Source organism: Streptomyces sp. BK340, assembly GCF_007827595.1.
Classification (GTDB): Bacteria; Actinomycetota; Actinomycetes; order Streptomycetales; family Streptomycetaceae; genus Streptomyces.
Window position 1 is genome coordinate 37,449 of record NZ_VISR01000016.1, and the last position, 17,419, is coordinate 54,867.

The following is a 17,419-nucleotide window of genomic DNA, read 5'->3' on the forward strand; positions in this document are numbered from 1 at the left end:
AACCCAGGGGGCCGGTCCACCTCGGCGTGCCTCCCGGCCCCGCGCTCGCAGCAGCGTGATCAAATGGGGCATGGCATCGTCCTGGACCGGTGATCGGGTACGCCTGCGCGCTGTCGAGCCCGACGACTGGACGGCGTTCATGCGCTTGGCCGACGGCGACGGGCGGCGAGGGAGCCGGCTGGAGCTTCCGAGGTCCGCCGAGAGCTACCGTGCCTGGGCGAAGGAGCAAGCCGTTGCCGAGTGCGATGACGACCGCTTCCGGTTGGCGGTCGAAGCGACGGTCTCGGGAGAACTGGTCGGCACAGTCGGCTCACATCGCACCGGCCGTCGTTCGGGCTGGTTCGAGTTCGATGTCACGATCGGCGCCGACCACCGGCGCAAGGGCTACGCGGCAGAAGCCGTCATGCTGTTGATGCGCTTCATGTTTGCCGAGCGGCGCTATCACAAGTGCCTGGCTGCGGTCTTCGCCCACAACGAGGCATCGCTGGCGCTCATGCGTCGGCTCGGCTTCACCGAGGAGGGGCGCTTGCGGGAACACGTCTTCTTCGCCGGCCGGCACCACGACCTCGTCATGATGGGCATGCTCGCCGACGAGTTCGACCAGCGGCACACGGTGAGCGAATGATGAGCTGGTCGTCCGAGGGTGTGCGGAACAGCACTCGCACTTGATCAACTTTCGCTCGGCGCCCAGGACTGACCTCGACTGCGCGAAGTGGCACGCAGACGCAGGCCGACAGTTGCGAGACCTTCGTAGGTGGCGACCTGGTGGCTGGGTTCCGGTCCGGGCGGCTCGCTCAACCGGTAGCGACGGGCGGTCTGCGCGGTCAGGAGCGTCAGCATCGCCATGGCCAGGGCGGTTCCCTCGCAGCCGTGCGGCCCGGTGCCGAAGGAGAGGAAGACGCCGGGTCCGGCCGGCGGGCCCTCGTCATCGAGCCAGCGCTCGGGCTGGAACCGGTCCGGGTCGGGGTGTTCCCGTGCGTCGCGGTGGGCGGTGTAGGGGCAGACGAGAACGGTGGAGCCGGCATCGATGGTGTAGCCGGCGAGCTGGGTCTCCCGCGCTGTGCGGCGGGTCAGCAGCCAGCTCGGGGGGTGCAGTCGGAGCACCTCGCGTACCAGTGCCTGGGTGTAGTGCAGGTTGTCGAGGTGGGTGCTGGTCGTCGCGGCGGGGTCTGCGGGAAGCAGTGCGGCTTCGGCCGCTACGCGGCTCGCTGCCTGGGGGTACCGGGCCAGGTGGAGCAGGATCCATCCGGCCGCGCGGGAAGGTGTCTCGAAGGTGGCGACGGTGATTCCGGGGAGGGTGTCGAGGACGGCCTCTTCCGGCAGCAGGCCGTAGCGGGGGGAGGGCCGCAGCATCTGTCCCAGCGTGTCGTCACCGAGTCGGCCCGATGAACGGCGCCGGCGGACGATGGGCCGCAACGCGTCGGTGAAGGCGACTTGTTGGCGGGTACGGAACCGCCGTGCCGGTGTGGGGATCCAGCGCGGCCATTCCCAGCGCGAGGGGCGGGCGAGCACCTCCCGGGCCAGGAAGAGCTGGAAGGCATGGGGCAGCAGGGTGGGAGCGTCTTCGGAGTAGAGGTAGCGCACGCCGATCTCTGCCAGGGCGTGCCGGACCGGGGGCAGAACTTCGACGTCCTGGTCCGTGGGCCACCGGTCCACGAATCGAGCGGTCCCGGGCGCGATCTCACCGATCCGGGCCGCGACCGCCTGGGCGCGCAGTCCACGCATGCGGGCGGCGTGAGCGTGTGCACGCTCCTCGGGTGTCGGTGCTCCGCCCGACCGCTTCGACGGCGGGAAGAGAGGCGAGGGTGCCTTGGGGAAGTCGTGCGCCCGGCGCAGGACCGCTTCGCACGGCTCGGCAGTGGCTGCTACGTAGACACCTGGCTCCAGCTGCCAGACGTCCCCGCACTCGTCGGCGCCGCGTCGCGCCACTCCCAGCCGGTCGCGGTTCCATGCGGCGAAGCCGCCCTCGGGCAGCCGCGGCGGCTCATTCGTCCGGCCCATGAGACCGTCCCTGACTCTCGTACCCGTCCGGGCCGATGTCGTCGGCAGCGCGGCCGGGAGCCGGCGTGCGCCCGTGGGCGCGCGCCGGCAGTGTGGTCAGTCCTGGTCGCCGGCGTAGGCATCCCACTCGTGGGCCCCGTACGCGCCGTAGTGGCGGGTGAAGGACAGCTTGCCAAGCAGCTTGGCGATCATGGTGCACTCCTCTCGCCCGTCTTCAGCGTCACATGCCGCACAGGCCATATTGCCACATATGTCATATATGTGATACGGGGCACTTCTGCGGCGGCGGCCGCACTCCCCGGGTGTCCGGCGCTGACGGCCACCGACAGCCGAACCGCAGCTCGCAGCCTTGATCGAACCGCTTCGATCATGGTCCGAGGTGTCCGGCACCCAGATCTGCCATCGGCGGCGGATCATGCGGCTGGGCGGGGAGCGCGCAGATGTTGACGCCGGGCCAGCTCCTCGTCGTCGACCAGGGTGAGCATGGGCTGACCCGGCGCACACATCATGGTGACGAGGAAGCGGCTCCAGGAGTCGGTCCGGTTGTTCCCGTCCTGGTAGTGGATGACATCGCCGCCCGGCTCCCAGAACGTCTCTCCGGCCTTGATCACCCGCTCCGGCTCGCCTTCCAGCTCGAAGAGCATCTCCCCTTCCAGCATGTAGCCGAAAGCGGGCCCCGAGTGCCTGTGCGGAGGGGTGCCGGGGTCGCCGGGAGGAAACTCGACGAGGACCGTCATCGCCTCTGCCCCCGCGGGAATGGACGGCGGTTTCGCCGACTGCAGCACGGTGAGCGCCGTCTTCCATGCTTCCGAGCGCGGTCGGCTCTCACCGCTGCCAGCCGCCGGATCGTTGTTCGACATGGCGAGGCCTCCGGTGGGTGGGCTGGGCGGTTCAGGAAAGCCAGTCCCTGTAGTGGGTGGGGGCGATGCGGGTGTCACCCTTGGCGATGAGGGCGTCGCCCGGGAGGGCGGAGAACATGCCGGCGGTGTCGTCGGTGACGACTGTGCGGCTGTCGGAGCGGGCGTTCAGCGTGATCGGGCCGAGTTCGTCGAGGGGGAAGACCTCGGGCCCGGCGACGTTCAGCTTCTTCACGACCTTCGCCCCGATCAGGCTGGTAGCGCCGACGACTGCGAACTTCACTGGTCACCTTTCGTTCCGCGCCGACAGGTCATACGTCCAGACTGCGACGGTGCGGTGCGCGGCGCACGCGGGCTGCGGCTCCTTGTGACTCCGGCGGGGACCCGGTGCGACGCCACTCCGGCGGGGAGCCGGCGCAATGCGCGGCGCCCCACTCCCCCGCGCTCGGACGAACGTGTCTGCGAGGCTCGAAAGCCCGGCTCGCGCGTATGACAACGGACAGTGCCTTGGCGTACAACATGCTGGCGTCACCTGCTGTCGCCGCGTCAGCGGTACAGCGTGCCCTCAACTCCTGGGAGAACGTGTGCTCCTGAGCGATGCGGATGGCCTCTTCGCCGCCTTGGCCGCCCTGAAACTGCCGCGTGGCGAGTACGTGGTGTGCGGGTCTGCCGCCCTGTACGTCCGGGGTCTGCGTGCGCGCATGGGTGACCTGGACGTTCTCGCCCGGGGCGAGGCCTGGGAGCGGGCCCTCGCGCTGGGCGCTCCGGAGGCGACGGTCTCGGGATACGGCCTGAGGGTTGTCCACCCCACGGCTTCGATCGAAATCATGGACCGCTGGACCCCGGGCTGGTCGACCGACCGGCTGATCGACGACGCCGATGTCATCGACGGCGTTCCCTTCATGCGGCTCGGAGACGTTCTGCGGTGGAAGATCGCGGCTGCCAGGCCGAAGGATCACGCCGATGTCGCGGCGATCCGGCATCTTTACCGCATCTGGACGGGGGCGGCGGCGCCGCTCTCGCCTCCTGTCCCGGCTGCGCAGGGGCTTGGGCAGCCCGCCGCCGTGGAGGGGACGCCGGCGGGAGGAGAGGACGTTCGCCGTGTCCCAGGTGTGCGGCTGTCCGATTGAGGCCGCCGTGCGCCGTGCGCCGTGTCGGAGACTGCTCGGGAGTGGCAGCGAAGTACGCCCGCCCCGGCCGCCTCCTGGGGCTTCTGCACTGCCGCAGCGCCGCCGTCGCCGCGTCACCACGGTGCCGGGACGGGCCGCATGGGGCCCGTGATGCAATGGGGCCCGACGGAGCAGATCTCGGTGTGGGGTGGGGCGTGTTGAGTAACGGTGGGCCCGATACGGGGAGTTTCGAGCCGTTGGAGGACGGCGATCCGCGGACCATGGGCGGCTACCGGCTGGTGGCCCGGCTCGGGGCCGGCGGCATGGGGCGGGTCTATCTCTCGCACACGCCGGGCGGACGGGCCGTCGCGGTCAAGGTGATCCGGCCCGAACTGGCCGAGAACGCCGAGTTCCGCAAGCGGTTCCAGGCCGAGGTGGCCGCGGCCGGCCGGGTCCACGGGATCTACACCGCTCCGGTCGTGGACAGCGACACCGAGGGGGCCGTGCCGTGGTGCGCGACCGCCTACGTGCCGGGGCCCTCGCTCTCCGAGGCCGTTCGCGAGCACGGGCCGCTGCCCGTGGACACCGTGCTGCGGCTGATCGCCGGTGTCGCGGAGGCGCTTCAGGCCGTGCACCGCGAAGGCATCGTGCACCGGGACCTCAAGCCGTCGAACGTGCTGCTCGCCTCCGACGGCCCACGCGTCATCGACTTCGGTGTGGCGCGCGCGGCTGACGCCACATCACTGACCCAGAGCGGTACGGCCCTGGGCACGGTCGCCTACATGGCACCGGAGCAGGTGCTCGGCGCGGAGGCCGCCCCCGCCGCCGATGTGTTCGCGCTCGGGCAGACCGCCGTGTTCGCGGCGACGGGCGGCGCCGCGTTCGGCGACGGGGATCCGCACGCGGTGCTGTACCGGGTGGTGCACGCGGAGCCCGATCTCAGCCGGGTGCCGGCCGGGATTCAGGATCTGGTGGCCCGGTGTCTGCGCAAGCCCGCCGCCGAGCGGCCCACCGTCGAGGAGGTCATCCGCTCCGTCCAGGAGATCCAGGCGTACCGCGGTGACGAGGCGCGGTTCACGTCCGGGGCGTGGCTGCCGGGCGAGTTGGCCGCGGGGATCGAGGCTCGGGCCGCGGACGCCGATCAGGCCCGGGGACGGGTGGTGGACACGGGTGGTACGACGGCTCGGGCCACTCCCCCCGCCGGCGCTTTCGGGGCGTTCGGGGAAGCCGGCGGTCCCGGTGACGCGCATGCTCCCGGCGGTCCCCACGTTCCCGGCGGTGCCGGTGCTCCCTATGCGCCGGGCGCTCCTGGCGCTTTCCCCTCCGCCGGTCCTACCGGTCCCGCCGCTTCCGGCGCCTTCGGGCCGCCGGCCGCCTACGCCCCCACCCCGCCGTCCCACACCGCGCTGCCCGGGCCCTTCGTCATGGCGCCGGGGGGCGTGCCGGGTGCGTACGCTCCGGTCGGTGGGCCGCAGTCGCAGGTGCCGGCCGACGCGCAGACCGCGCCGGTGACCGCGGGCGGCAAGGAGCACAAGGGACGCAAGGGACGAGTGTGGCTGCTGTCCGCGGCCGCCGTCGCACTCGTCGCCTGTGGGGCCGCCGTCACCTTGCTGTTCGTTCCGGGGGACGGCGACAAGGGCGGTACGCAGGCTCGGGAAGTGTCCGCGTCGCACTCGGCCACGACCACCGAGCCGTCGCCGTCGTCGTCCGGCTCCCCCTCCGCCAAGGTGTCGAAGAAGGCGAAGTCCACCAAGTCCGCAGTGCCGCCCAGCCCTTCGGGGCCCCCGACGCCCACGCGGACCGTGTCCTCGGCGCCGCCGAGCACCGCGGCGAGCAAGCCCGCGGCTCCGAAGGCGCCCGTCCCGGTGACGTACGCCGGGATCCGGATGACCAAGAGCCACGACCTGTACCTGGCGGACAACCCGGTGCGGGCCAAGGCGGACACCGGTACGTCCGACGAGGATCTGACCTACGCGGTCTACTCCTCGGGCGCGCTCCTCGCCCCCGGCACCACTTCCGGCAGCTCTCTGGCGCTGCTGCCCGTGGGCCGTCAGGGGGGCCTGGACGTGTGCAGGGCGGCGACCGGTTACAAGAGCTACATCTGGATCAAGGACCTGACCGTCGGCCAGCAGATGTGCGTGATCAGCGGGACGGGGCACGTCGGGCTGGTGACGTTCCGGGGCTCGTCCGGGACGGCGTACGCCGATCTGGACGTGAAGGTGTGGCGTAACGCGGCCTAGGTGTGCCCTCGGCCGCGTGCAGCGGTTCACGGGGATCGGGTGCCGCGGTTCACGGGGATCGGGTGCCGCGGCGGAACCGATCCCTTCCGGACCGCGGCTACCGTGCGCCGGGGCCCTGCAGTGACTCCTCGTCGTCGTTCGCGGCGTACGGGTGGACGAAACCCTCGGCGTCGTAGGGGGTGAACCAGTCGCCCGCTCCGCTGGGGTCGATGTCCAGGTCGTCCTCGGTGAGGTCCCCTTCGAAGCTGTCGGCGAAGGTCTCCAGGGCCGCGCTGACCTCGTCGGTGAGGAGGTCGTAGAGGTCGGCCGTCACCTCGGCCCGGGTGAGCAGGAATCTCAGCAGCAGTTCTTCCGCGATGCAGGTCGGACGGGCGGGGTGCGGCTGGGTGAGGCGGGCGGTCATGGTCACCGCCGTGACGGTGAGACGGCGGGCGAACAGGACGGTGTACTCGTCGGCGAACTGCGGGGGCAGGTCGTCCAGGAGCATGAAGGTGGCATCGCTCTCGGCCACGGTCGGACCGTCCTCCTCCAGGCTCGCGAGGTCGGTGAAGAGTTCGTCCACCAGGAGGTCGATGGCGAACACGAGGGCGCCGGCCGCGACCTCCGCGGCCTCCCGGCCGACGGTGCGCTCCCCGGGATCGTCGAAGTAGCCGAAACGGTCGAGGGGGCAGGCCGCGAGCAGGGGCGCCAGGGCGCGGAGTCTGGAGCGCATGGCCTCGACCTCGGCCGGGTCGATGCGGCCCTGGGCCGGGGCGGGCTCGGTGGCCCGGTGGCGTCGGGCTCGTTCCGCCGGGTCGGACGGCGGGGCGTCGGGGCCGTCGGCCGCGTCGAGGCTCTCCTGGAGGAGTTCGGAGTTCAGCTCGACCGCGCACCGGGTGATCTGCCAGTCGGCGAGCGGTTCGGTGCGTTCCAGGAGTTCTGCCACGACCTCGCGGGCGGCGTCCTCCGCGAACTCCAGCGCCGGTGCGTCGACGAAGAGCTTCAGCAGGACGCCTCCGGGATGGGCGGCGATGACGTCGTCCATCAGCTCTATCTCCATGCCGTCGGGCCCTTCGACCGCCTCGAGCGAGTCGAACCCCTTCCTCAGCAGGAAGACGACGCCCTCTCGCTGGAGCGCGTCGAGTTCCGCAGCGCCCTTGGGAGGGGCCATGGCCACGGTCACCATGTATGTCACCCCCTCATCGTGCCCGAGTCGTCCCACCTGGGGGGAGGGAATCAGGGGTCATCTTCGGCCGTCGGCCGTGCCGCTGTCCCGGCCGGTGACCTTCGGGACGGCCGGGCGCCCCGGTTCCGCGGGAGTGCGGGTGGCCCGTCAGGTTGCGCGGGGCGGCCCGGTCAGGCCGAGCGCTTGCGGGACGCCGTCTTCTTGGCCGGGGTCTTCTTCGCGGTCGTCCTGGCGGTGGACGCCGTCTTCGCGGTCTTCGCCGTGGACTTGGACGTCGTCTTCGCCGCGTTCGACTTGGCGGCGGTGGTCTTCGCGGCTGTCGTCCTGGCCGTCGACTTCCTGGCCGGCGTCGTCTTCTTCGTGGCCGTCTTCTTCGCCGCCGTGGCCGTCGACTTCTTGCCGCCCGTCTCCTTCGGGGTGGCACGGCCGCGCGCGAGGGACCTGACCTCGCCCTCAGCTGCCGGTGCCTCGCCCCGGGACTCCCGGGCCGCGCGCACGCTCTTCTCCAGGGCAGCCATCAGGTCGAGCACCTTTCCGCCGCCGGCGGGCTCGGGAGCCTCGGGCGGACTCTCGCCGGCCGCCTTCGCCGCGATGACCTCCTCCAGCGCCTCGCGGTACTCGTCGTGCAGGTCCTCGAGCTCGACCTCGCCGAGAGTGTCCATCAGGGCGTCCGCGAGGTCCAGCTCCTTGTCGCGGACGGTGACGTCCGCGTCCGGGGCGACCCCTTCGGGGGCGCGTACCTCGTCCGGCCAGAGGAGGCCGTGCATGGCGATGGCGTCGCCGACCACGCGCAGCATGCCCAGGCGTTCGCGGCCGCGCAGCGCGTACTTGGTGATGGCGACCTTGTTGCTGCGTTTGAGGGCCTCGCGCAGGAGGGTGTACGGCTTGGCGGCGGGGGCTCCGCCGGCGGCGAGGTAGTAGGCCGCGTCCATCTGGAGCGGGTCGATCCGGTCGGCCGGCACGAAGGCGACGATCTCGATCGTGCGGGCGGTCGGGATCGGGAGGTGGGAGAGGTCCTCGTCGCTGATCGGGATGATCGATCCGTCCGCGTCCTCGTACCCCTTGCCGATCTCGGCCTGGCTGACCTCGCGGTCCTCCAGCTCGCACACCTTGCGGTAGCGGATGCGGCCGTTGTCCTCGGTGTGGATCTGGCGGAAGGAGATCGAGTGGCTCTCGGTGGCGTTCACCAGCTTGATCGGGATGCTGACGAGACCGAAGGAGATGGCGCCGTTCCAAATGGATCGCACGTGCAGCACCGTTCCTTCCGTTTTCTGGTGTTGTGTGACTGTATGCCTGGAATGGTCATCCTATGACGCCTATCACGGACGTGGAGGGGCGACGGGTCGCGCTCAGCAACCTGGAGAAGGTGCTGTATCCGGAGACCGGCTTCACCAAGGGGGAGCTGGTGCACTACTACGCGACCGGCGCCGAGGTGCTGCTGCCGCATCTGCGCGACCGCGCGGTGTCCTTCCTGCGCTATCCGGACGGGCCGGACGGGCAGGTGTTCTTCACCAAGAACGTGCCGCCGGGTACGCCCGGGTGGGTCACGACCGCCGAGGTACCGCGGTCGGAGGGGCCGGCCCGGATGGTGGTCGTACAGGACCTGGCGAGTCTGGTGTGGGCGGCGAACCTGGTCGCCGAGTTCCACACGCACCAGTGGCTGGTCCAGTCACCGGACGAGGCCGACCGGCTGGTGTTCGACCTGGATCCCGGGGCGCCCGCGACGATCGTGCACTGCTGCGAGGTCGCGCTGTGGCTGCGGGAGCGGCTGGCGGCGGACGGCATCGAGGCGTACGCCAAGACGGCGGGGTCGAAGGGGCTGCATGTGCTGGCGGGGGTGCGCGGGGGCTCTTCCGAGCGGGCGAGCGAGTACGCGAAGGCGCTGGCGGTGGAGGCGGAGCGGGCCATGCCGCGGCTGGTGGTGCACCGGATGACGCGGAGTCTGCGGCCGGGGAAGGTGTTCGTGGACTGGAGTCAGAACGCGGGGCGCAAGACCACGGCGGCGCCCTACACGCTGCGGGCGCGGCGGGTTCCGCTGGTGTCGGCGCCGGTGACGTGGGAGGAGGTCGCGGGGTGCCGGGTGCCGGGGCAGCTGGAGTTCGTGGCCGGGGACATGGCGCCGCGCCTGCAGGACCACGGGGATCTGCTGGCGCCGCTGCTGGACTCCGGGCGGGCGGTGGCGCTGCCCTGAGGAGCGGTGCCGGACGGGCCGTGTCCTCGAACGCAGGACGGGCCGACCGGTACGGGCCGCCTCACAGCTTCCCCCACGTCCCGCGGTCCCGTGCCATCGCGTGCAGCGCCTCCACGTCCGCCGGCTTCAGCACTGCGCCCAGGCGGGCCAGGGTCGGCAGGTCGGTGTGCCGGAGGATGCGGACGCCCCGGGGCGGGGCCGTGACGCGCAGGTCGGCGGGGTCGACCAGGGCCAGGACGGGGTGGACCTCGGCGGTGAGGGCGTAGGAGGCGCGGTCGGTGGTGGCGCGGAGGCGGCGGAGCAGGGGCTCCGGGTCGTGGCGGCCCAGGGTGACCGTCGGGTCGGTCACCCGGACCCGCTGTTTACGGGCGTACAGGGCGTGCACGACGCAGAGGCCGCCGGGGCCTATGAGGAGGTGGTGGATGCGGTCGCCGCCCGGGAGCGGGATGGAGTGCAGGGTGTGCCAGCCCGCCCCTTCCAGCCGGTCCAGGGCGTCGCCGGCGGCCTGCTCGGCGGTCAGGGCGCGCCTGCGCGGGTCCGGGCGGAGGCGGTGGGCGGGGGCGGGGTCCCGTTCGAGGGCGACGAGCAGGGCCTCGCCGGGGCGGTTGGGCGCGAGGTCGTCGTCCGGGTGCAGGGTCAGCCGGGCCAGTTCCGCGGGTGTCGGCACCGGGGGCGGTCCCACGGTCACCGGGCCGGTCAGGAAGGGCTCGAGGGCCTCCAGGACATCGGCCTCGCGGTCCTCGGCGATCAGGTTCACCCGGCCGGTCTCACGGTCGTACCAGGCGATGTTCCCTCCGTCCGGGCCGCAGACGTACAGGCGTTCGTGACCGTGCCGCCAGGTCGGCACCACGCGCAGTCCGCTCATGCGCCATCACCCCTCGACCATGGGAACAGGCGGGGTGCTCCCACGCAAGAACCCGGTTACCTTGGAGAGCGGCCCTGCGAGGGGGAGTTGGGGAGGCGCCGTTGCGGACCCACGGAAAGCAGCCCGGCGTACCGGCTCCGGAGAGCCCCTGGGACGAGATAGAGCCCCGCCTGTGGATGGGCGGGCACGAGTTCCGGGGCCGTTCCGGTCGGCTGGAGTCCGCCGTCGTGCGCGATCAGTTCGACGTGGTGCAGTCGCTCCTGAGGCTGCCGGGGTACGGCCCCGGCCCCGGGACCGAGCATCACGTGTGGCCGATACCGGACGGACCGCTGGACGGTACACAGCTCGCCGGGGTGATACGGCTCGCGCGCGCGGCGCACGAGGCGCTGGACACCGGCCACTCGGTGCTCGTCCGCTGCTACCACGGCTACAACCGCTCGGGCCTGGTCGTGGCGCACACCCTGGTCCGGCGGGGCCGCAGCACCGAGGAGGCGATCGAGCTGATCCGCGCCCGGCGCTCCCCGTGGGCGCTGCACAACGACCTGTTCGTGGAGTACCTGCGCGCGGGACTGGCCACCGCCCGGCTGCTGGAAGAACTGGCCGAGTAGCCTCTCCCCAGCACCGCCCCGAGTGCACAAAAAGGACTTCCCTACGAATAAGGTGTACGGGGCCACTCCCGCCCCCGAATCCTCAGGAGCCCCGTGTCAGCCCGTCGCATCGCGCGCACCGCCCTCACCGCGGCCGTCGTCGCCCTGCTGTCGGCGACGGCGGCGGCCTGTGGCGACCGGGGCGACCTGGAGGGCGCGGGGGCGACCCCGACCGCGGTGAGCCCGGCGAAGCTCTGGCCGGACCTCCGGCCGGCTTCCAGCCCGGCCTACCCCTACGACGAGGGGAGCACCGAGACCGTCAAGGGCGTCCAGGTACCGGGCGACGACATCCGCAAGGTCGATCCGGTGCACGTCGTACGGGCCGAGATGGCCGCGCATCCGGACGACTACGGGTCGAAGGGGGCGTACCACGCGACCGTCGAGCGGATGAAGGAGTGCGGCGCGGGCGGGGACCGGGCGCGGTGCCCGTTGCTCAAGGCGTACTACCGGGATCTCACCGGGGACGGGCGGGCCGATCTGACGCTGGGCTTCCGGCTGTATCCGACGAACCAGACGGCGGTGCGGGTCTACACGGTGGAGAAGCACAAGCTGGTGCAGGTGCTGGCCGACAACGACGCGATCCTCGGCGTCGAGCTGGCCGGCCGGGCGGTGATCGTCCGCTCCCCGGCCGGGATCTCCGGGTACGAGTACCGCACCACCTGGGCCTGGGACCCGGAGCAGCGGGCCATGGTGTTCTCCCGGGACGAGTTCCTGCGCACCGGCAAGGGCCGGCACAGCCACGCCCCCTCCCCGTCGGCCGGCACCACCCCGCCGGTGAGCACGGGATGAGGCCCGCGCTGCCCCGGTGGGCCGGGACGCTCGCGGTGAAGTCGGCCGCGTTCATCGCGGTGATGTGCTGCGCGCTGGCCGCGCTGCTCGGCGTCCTGGTGCATGTGTCGGTGACCGACCAGACCGTCGGCCAGGCCCGCGACCTCGCGCTGTCCCGGCTGCAGGACGCCACCGAGGCGTACGAGGCCGGGGACGCGCTGCTGCCGGGTGCCGGGGTGGACCCCGAGGGGCTGCCGGGACGACTGCGGGTGCTCGCCCTGGCCGGGGAGCGCGGCACGATGGTCTCCTCGCACCAGGGACGGCCGATCATGTGGGCGGCGGGGCCGGCGAACGGCCACCGGGCGCTCGCGGTGGAGGTCGACTACTCGCAGCAGGCCCGTACGATCGCCGGGCTCGACCGGTCCATCCTGTGGTCGTCGGCGCTGGCGATCGGGGCGACGCTGCTGGTGGGCGCGTTCGCGGTGACCCGGGTGACGCGGCGGCTGCACGGCACAGCGCAGGTGGCCCGGCGGATCAGCGCGGGCGATCTGGACGCCCGTGTGAACGACCCCCGGACGAAGGACGCGACGCGCCCCCAGGACGAGGTGGCCGCGGTGGCGGCCGCGCTGGACTCCATGGCCTCCTCGCTGCAGAGCAAGCTGCTGAGCGAGCAGCGGTTCACCGCGGACGTGGCCCATGAGCTGCGCACCCCGCTGACCGGGCTGCACGCGGCGGCCGAGCTGCTGCCGCCGGGCCGGCCGACCGAGCTGGTCCGGGACCGGGTGGCGGCGCTGCGCACGCTCACCGAGGACCTGCTGGAGATCTCCCGGCTGGACACCGGGCGGGAGAGGCTGGAGGTGGACACCGAGGAGCTGGGCGCGCTCGCCGCGCGGGTGGTGCGGGCCTCCGGGACGGACACCGAGGTGCGGATCGTGCGGGACGCCCGGGTGGAGACCGACCGGCGGCGGCTGGAGCGGGTGCTGGGGAATCTGGTGGCGAACGCGCACAAGCACGGGGCGGCTCCGGTGGTTCTGACCGTGGACGGGCCCGTGGTGACCGTGCGGGATCACGGGGGCGGGTATCCGGAGTACCTGGTGGCCCATGGGCCGCAGCGGTTCCGCACGGAGGGCGGGGCCAAGGGGCACGGGCTCGGGCTGACCATCGCGGTGGGGCAGGCGGAGGTCCTGGGGGCGCGGCTGTTCTTCGGCAACGCGCTGGGCGGGGGCGCCGTGGCCACGCTGTACCTCCAGTAGCGCCGGACGGGAGCTCGGACGGTTCACCCTCCCGGTCCGCGCCACGCTGATGCCGACAACCCGGGCAAACCACGCACAACACGCCCCGTTTGGATAGGTTCCGGACATGACCAAGGCCGGAACAGCCGTGGCGGCGCCCAGGACGCCCTCCCCCGCCGTACGCCTCCCCCGTCGCCGTGGCATCGAACTGGCCCTGATCGTGCTGGCCGTCCTGCTGTCCGTGTACGGCTACTGCGCCGTGGGCCTGGCCCGGGCCGGCACCGTCCCGCCGGGCGCCGCCGGTTACGGCGCCGGACTCGGTGTGCTGGCCCTGTTCGCACATCTCGCGGTCCGGATCCGGGCGCCGTACGCCGACCCCCTCCTGCTGCCCATCGGGGTGCTGCTCAACGGCCTCGGTCTGGTGCTGATCTACCGGCTCGACCTGGAGACGCCGGGCGACCGCGCCGCCCCCACCCAACTGGTGTGGTCCACGCTCGGGGTGGGCCTGTTCATCGTGGTCGTCCTGGTGCTGCGCGACCACCGGGTGCTCCAGCGCTACTCCTACGTCTGCGTGGTCGCGGCCCTGGCGCTCCTCCTGCTGCCGATCCTCTTCCCGGCCGTCAACGGCGCCCGCATCTGGATCCGGATCGCCGGATTCTCCATCCAGCCGGGCGAGTTCGCGAAGGTGCTGCTCGCGGTGTTCTTCGCCGCCTACCTGGCCGCCAACCGCAACGCGCTCGCCTACACGGGCCGCCGGCTGTGGCGGCTGCAGTTCCCGACCGGGCGGGTGCTCGGGCCGATCGTGACGATCTGGCTGCTGAGCGTCGGAGTGCTGGTGCTGGAGCGCGACCTCGGGACCTCGCTGCTGTTCTTCGGGCTGTTCGTGGTCCTGCTGTACACCGCCACCGGCCGCACCGGCTGGATCGCGGTCGGCCTGGTGCTCGCCGTTCTCGGCGCCTTCGCCGTCGGCCACTTCGAGCCGCACGTGAACGGCCGGATCGAGGACTGGCTGCACCCGTTCGCCACCATCGACGCCGGGCAGGGACCCAACCAGCTGGCGCAGTCCCTGTTCGCCTTCGCGGCGGGCGGGGTCCTCGGCACCGGGCTCGGGTTCGGCCACTCCATCCTCATCGGCTTCGCCACCAAGTCGGACTTCATCCTGGCGACGGCGGGCGAGGAACTGGGCCTCACGGGCCTCGCGGCGATCTTCCTGCTCTACGCCCTGCTCGTGGAGCGCGGCTACCGGGCGGGACTCGCCCTGCGCGAGCCGTTCGGCCGGCTCCTCGCGGTCGGCCTCGCCTCGATCGTCGCGCTCCAGGTGTTCGTGATCGCGGGCGGCGTCACCGGTCTGATCCCGCTGACCGGCATGGCGATGCCGTTCCTCGCCCAGGGCGGCTCCTCGGTCGTCACCAACTGGGCGATCGTGGCCCTGCTGATCCGGGTGAGCGACTCGGCCCGCAGCCAGTACGACGGGCGGGAGGCCCCGTGACCGAGTACGGCGGCGGCCGGCCGATGGCCCGCTACATCCGGCACGCCTGGGCGTTCTGCGCCCTGCTGCTGGCGGCCCTGCTCGTCAACGCCGCCCGGGTGCAGGTGGTCCAGGCGGGCTCCTACGACGCCAATCCGGCCAACCGCCGTGCCACGATCGCCCGTTACCAGCAGCCGCGCGGGGACATCCTGGTCGGCGGCGAGCCGGTCACCGGCTCCAACGACACCGGTGAGCAGCTGCGCTACGAACGCGCCTACCGGGACGGCCCGTTGTACGCGCCGGTCACCGGCTTCGCCTCGCAGATGTACGGCAGCACGTTCCTGGAGGACACGGAGGACGGGGTGCTCTCCGGCACGGATCCGCTGCTGTCGCCGTTCCCGCTGTGGAACGACCTGACGCGCGGGTCCGGTCCGGGCGGGGACGTCGTCACCACCATCGACCGGAACGCGCAGCGGGCGGCGTACCAGGGGCTGCACGGGCGGCGGGGCGCGGTGGCCGCGATCGAGCCGGCCACGGGCCGCGTGCTGGCGCTGGTGTCGACCCCGTCGTACGACCCCGCCGAGCTGTCCGGCAACAGCGAGGCGACGGCCGCGGCCTGGGCGCGGCTCAACCACGACCCGGAGAAGCCGATGCTCAACCGGGCGGTGCGGCAGACCTATCCGCCGGGATCGACGTTCAAGGTGGTCACCGCCGCGGCGGCACTGGACGCGGGTGTGGTCACGGACCTGGACGCGTCCACCGACTCCCCCGACCCCTACCGGCTGCCCGGGACCAGGACCCGGCTGACCAACGAGGGCGACGGCTGTGCGGACGCCTCGCTGCGGGAAGCCTTCGAGTGGTCGTGCAACACGGTGTTCGCCAAGCTGGCCGTGGACGTCGGGGCGGCGGACATGTCGGCCACGGCCCAGGCGTTCGGCTTCAACGACACCCGGCTGCGGGTCCCGTTCGAGGCCGCCCCCAGCACCTTCGACACCCATGTGGACAAGGCGCAGCTCGCGCTGTCCTCGATCGGGCAGTACAACACCCGGGCGACTCCGCTGCAGATGGCGATGGTCGCGGCGACGGTCGCCAACGGCGGCCGGCTGCGGACCCCGTACCTGGTGGAGCGCACCACGCGCCACGGAGGTGAGACGCTCACCGGCGGCGGCATGGGACCCGACCGGCAGGTGATGCGCGCGTCCACGGCCCTCCAGCTGCGGGAGCTGATGACCGACGTGGTCACGGACGGCACCGGCACCAACGCGGCCATCCGCGGAGCCGTGGTCGGCGGCAAGACCGGTACCGCCCAGCACGGTGTCGGCAACTCCGGTGTGCCGTACGCCTGGTTCGTCTCCTGGGCGCAGGCCGACGACGACCTGGAGCCGAGGGTCGCGGTCGCGGTGGTGGTCGAGGACGCCTCGGCGGACCGGGGCGAGATCAGCGGCGGCGGGGACGCGGCGCCGATCGCCCGGGAGGTGATGCGGGCGGTTCTCGGCCTGTGAGACGGGGGGTACCGCGGCCCACGGCACCCGACCTACCGTTCGGTCATGACGTATGAGCCGGTCTCCCACGAACTCGCCCAGGTCAACATCGCCCGCCTCAGGTTCCCGCTGGACTCCCCCGAGTTGAAGGACTTCGTCGACGCGCTCGACCCGGTGAACGCCACGGCGGACGCCGCGAACGGGTTCGTCTGGCGGCTGGAGAGCGACTCCGGCAACGCCACCGACATCGCTGTCTTCGGCGACGAGTGGCTGATCGTCAACATGTCGGTGTGGCGGGACACCGACACGCTGACCGCGTTCATGTACCAGGGGCAGCACCGGGAGTTGCTGGCCCGGCGCCGCGAATGGTTCGAGCGTGTCTCCGAGGCGATGGCCACCCTGTGGTGGGTACCCGCCGGCCACCGCCCGACCGTGGCCGAGGCGGAGGAACGGCTGGTGCACCTGAGGGAGCACGGCCCGACGCCGTACGCCTTCACCCTGCGGACGTCGTTCCCCGCGCAGGAGGCGGAGGCGGTCAGCCGATCGGCTTGATCATCTCGTCGCGGACCTTGAGGGTGTTCCGGGCGGCGGCGTCGAGATCCACGTCGGCGGAGTTCTTGCGCTGCAGGTCGACCTCGCCGATCACGGCCGCCGTGTTGCCGTCCGCCCAGGCGCAGACCGGGTAGGTGATGGTCACCAGCGCCTGTTTCTGGGTGAGCACCTCACAGCTGACGGAGACGTCGGAGCCGGACGGGGTGACGTCCTTCTCGGGTTGGACCACCGTCACGCCGCCGGCCTCGGTGGCCCCCTCGAGCATGTTGCTGCGGACGTCGTCCTCGTTCTTGAACCGTCCGTACATGCTCGACACCAGCAGCATGCCCTTGGAGTCGTCGCCGCCCGGGCTGTAGCGGCCGACCAGGGCGTGGACGTCCTTGGCGTCCCAGGCGCCGTCGGCCCCGTCCTCGACCTTCCGCCCCTCGCTGTCGGAGAGGTCGTCGGCGAGTACGTACTTCCCGTCCACCAGCTCGTGGGGCAGGGTGAGCTTGTTCTCGGCCGCGGGGAAGTCGGTGCCGAGCAGCGCCCCGAACCCGCCGGCGGCACCGAGCACGGACACGCCGATGACCCCGCCCACGATCCCGAGCGCCAGGCCGACCCCGCGCTTCTTCGGCGGCGGCCCCATGGGCGGCGCGCCCCAGGCGGGGTACGGCTGCGCCGGGTAGGGCTGCGGAGGGTACGGCTGTTGCTGGGGGTACGGGGAGCCGTACGGCCCCGGAGGCGGCGGGGCCTGCGGCGGCTGCTGCCCGTACGGGTACTGCGGCTGCTGGGGCTGGTACGGGTACTGGGGCTGCTGCGGCGGAGGCATGGACACGCCAGAACGCTACTGCACCCGGCGAG

16 protein-coding genes and 1 pseudogene are annotated in these 17,419 nt (G+C 72.1%); 10 read left to right on the forward strand and 7 right to left on the reverse strand.

Annotated elements, in window-relative coordinates; all coding sequences use genetic code 11:
• Nucleotides 1–70: 70 nt before the first annotated feature.
• Complete coding sequence (locus FB157_RS25900; RefSeq protein ID WP_145883049.1) at nucleotides 71–625, forward strand: GNAT family N-acetyltransferase; 555 nt, start codon at nucleotides 71–73, stop codon at nucleotides 623–625.
• Between the two features lie 44 nt (nucleotides 626–669).
• Here FB157_RS25900 and FB157_RS25905 read toward each other — a convergent pair whose 3' ends face one another.
• The 3 genes and pseudogenes from FB157_RS25905 to FB157_RS25915 form a co-directional block, all read right to left on the reverse strand.
• Complete coding sequence (locus FB157_RS25905) at nucleotides 670–2,001, reverse strand: cytochrome P450 (RefSeq protein ID WP_145883050.1); 1,332 nt, start codon at nucleotides 1,999–2,001, stop codon at nucleotides 670–672.
• A 413-nt stretch (nucleotides 2,002–2,414) separates the two neighbouring features.
• Nucleotides 2,415–2,861 (reverse strand): cupin domain-containing protein, encoded by a 447-nt coding sequence (locus tag FB157_RS25910; protein WP_145883051.1) that lies wholly within the window; start codon nucleotides 2,859–2,861, stop codon nucleotides 2,415–2,417.
• 31 nt (nucleotides 2,862–2,892) lie between these two features.
• Nucleotides 2,893–3,081 (reverse strand): annotated as a pseudogene (locus FB157_RS25915) (LysR family transcriptional regulator); the annotation flags it as partial.
• A gap of 478 nt (nucleotides 3,082–3,559) precedes the next feature.
• Here FB157_RS25915 and FB157_RS25920 point away from each other — a divergent pair.
• Together FB157_RS25920 and FB157_RS25925 are read left to right on the forward strand one after the other, a co-directional pair.
• The gene (locus FB157_RS25920; protein ID WP_145883052.1) at nucleotides 3,560–3,988 is read left to right on the forward strand and encodes a hypothetical protein; all 429 of its coding nucleotides are present in this window, start codon (nucleotides 3,560–3,562) and stop codon (nucleotides 3,986–3,988) included.
• A 236-nt stretch (nucleotides 3,989–4,224) separates the two neighbouring features.
• Complete coding sequence (locus FB157_RS25925) at nucleotides 4,225–6,207, forward strand: serine/threonine-protein kinase (RefSeq protein ID WP_261386533.1); 1,983 nt, start codon at nucleotides 4,225–4,227, stop codon at nucleotides 6,205–6,207.
• A gap of 97 nt (nucleotides 6,208–6,304) precedes the next feature.
• On the opposite strand, the gene FB157_RS25930 is transcribed toward FB157_RS25925, so the two are convergent.
• On the reverse strand, nucleotides 6,305–7,372 hold the full coding sequence (locus tag FB157_RS25930; RefSeq protein ID WP_261386557.1) for a hypothetical protein: 1,068 nt from the start codon (nucleotides 7,370–7,372) through the stop codon (nucleotides 6,305–6,307).
• Between the two features lie 170 nt (nucleotides 7,373–7,542).
• On the reverse strand, nucleotides 7,543–8,619 hold the full coding sequence (locus tag FB157_RS25935; RefSeq protein WP_186581679.1) for a Ku protein: 1,077 nt from the start codon (nucleotides 8,617–8,619) through the stop codon (nucleotides 7,543–7,545).
• Nucleotides 8,620–8,681: 62 nt separating this feature from the next.
• Here FB157_RS25935 and ligD point away from each other — a divergent pair, with 62 nt between their 5' ends.
• Entirely contained in the window at nucleotides 8,682–9,563 is an 882-nt protein-coding gene (ligD, locus tag FB157_RS25940) for a non-homologous end-joining DNA ligase (RefSeq protein ID WP_145883056.1), read from the forward strand.
• A 61-nt stretch (nucleotides 9,564–9,624) separates the two neighbouring features.
• On the opposite strand, the gene FB157_RS25945 is transcribed toward ligD, so the two are convergent.
• On the reverse strand, nucleotides 9,625–10,428 hold the full coding sequence (locus tag FB157_RS25945) for a nuclease-related domain-containing protein (protein WP_145883057.1): 804 nt from the start codon (nucleotides 10,426–10,428) through the stop codon (nucleotides 9,625–9,627).
• A gap of 101 nt (nucleotides 10,429–10,529) precedes the next feature.
• On the opposite strand from FB157_RS25945, the gene FB157_RS25950 reads away from it, so the two are divergent.
• The 6 genes from FB157_RS25950 to FB157_RS25975 all read left to right on the forward strand — a co-directional run bounded on the left by FB157_RS25950 (nucleotide 10,530) and on the right by FB157_RS25975 (nucleotide 16,576).
• On the forward strand, nucleotides 10,530–11,036 hold the full coding sequence (locus FB157_RS25950; protein ID WP_186581680.1) for a dual specificity protein phosphatase family protein: 507 nt from the start codon (nucleotides 10,530–10,532) through the stop codon (nucleotides 11,034–11,036).
• Nucleotides 11,037–11,129: 93 nt separating this feature from the next.
• Nucleotides 11,130–11,864, forward strand: a complete 735-nt coding sequence (locus FB157_RS25955) for a hypothetical protein (protein WP_186581681.1) — start codon at nucleotides 11,130–11,132, stop codon at nucleotides 11,862–11,864.
• Complete coding sequence (locus FB157_RS25960) at nucleotides 11,861–13,096, forward strand: HAMP domain-containing sensor histidine kinase (RefSeq protein ID WP_145883059.1); 1,236 nt, start codon at nucleotides 11,861–11,863, stop codon at nucleotides 13,094–13,096. The genes FB157_RS25955 and FB157_RS25960 overlap by 4 nt, the downstream gene beginning before the upstream one ends.
• 106 nt (nucleotides 13,097–13,202) lie before the next feature.
• Nucleotides 13,203–14,564, forward strand: coding sequence for an FtsW/RodA/SpoVE family cell cycle protein (locus tag FB157_RS25965; RefSeq protein WP_145883060.1), 1,362 nt, complete (start codon nucleotides 13,203–13,205; stop codon nucleotides 14,562–14,564).
• 23 nt (nucleotides 14,565–14,587) lie between these two features.
• The gene (locus FB157_RS25970) at nucleotides 14,588–16,045 is read left to right on the forward strand and encodes a penicillin-binding protein 2 (protein ID WP_186581694.1); all 1,458 of its coding nucleotides are present in this window, start codon (nucleotides 14,588–14,590) and stop codon (nucleotides 16,043–16,045) included.
• Between the two features lie 45 nt (nucleotides 16,046–16,090).
• Nucleotides 16,091–16,576: a DUF3291 domain-containing protein gene (locus tag FB157_RS25975; protein WP_145883062.1), complete on the forward strand. Its 486-nt coding sequence runs from the start codon at nucleotides 16,091–16,093 to the stop codon at nucleotides 16,574–16,576.
• Here the strand turns inward: FB157_RS25975 and FB157_RS25980 are convergent.
• The gene (locus FB157_RS25980; RefSeq protein WP_315903843.1) at nucleotides 16,560–17,387 is read right to left on the reverse strand and encodes a hypothetical protein; all 828 of its coding nucleotides are present in this window, start codon (nucleotides 17,385–17,387) and stop codon (nucleotides 16,560–16,562) included. The genes FB157_RS25975 and FB157_RS25980 overlap by 17 nt on opposite strands.
• Nucleotides 17,388–17,419 lie beyond the last annotated feature (32 nt).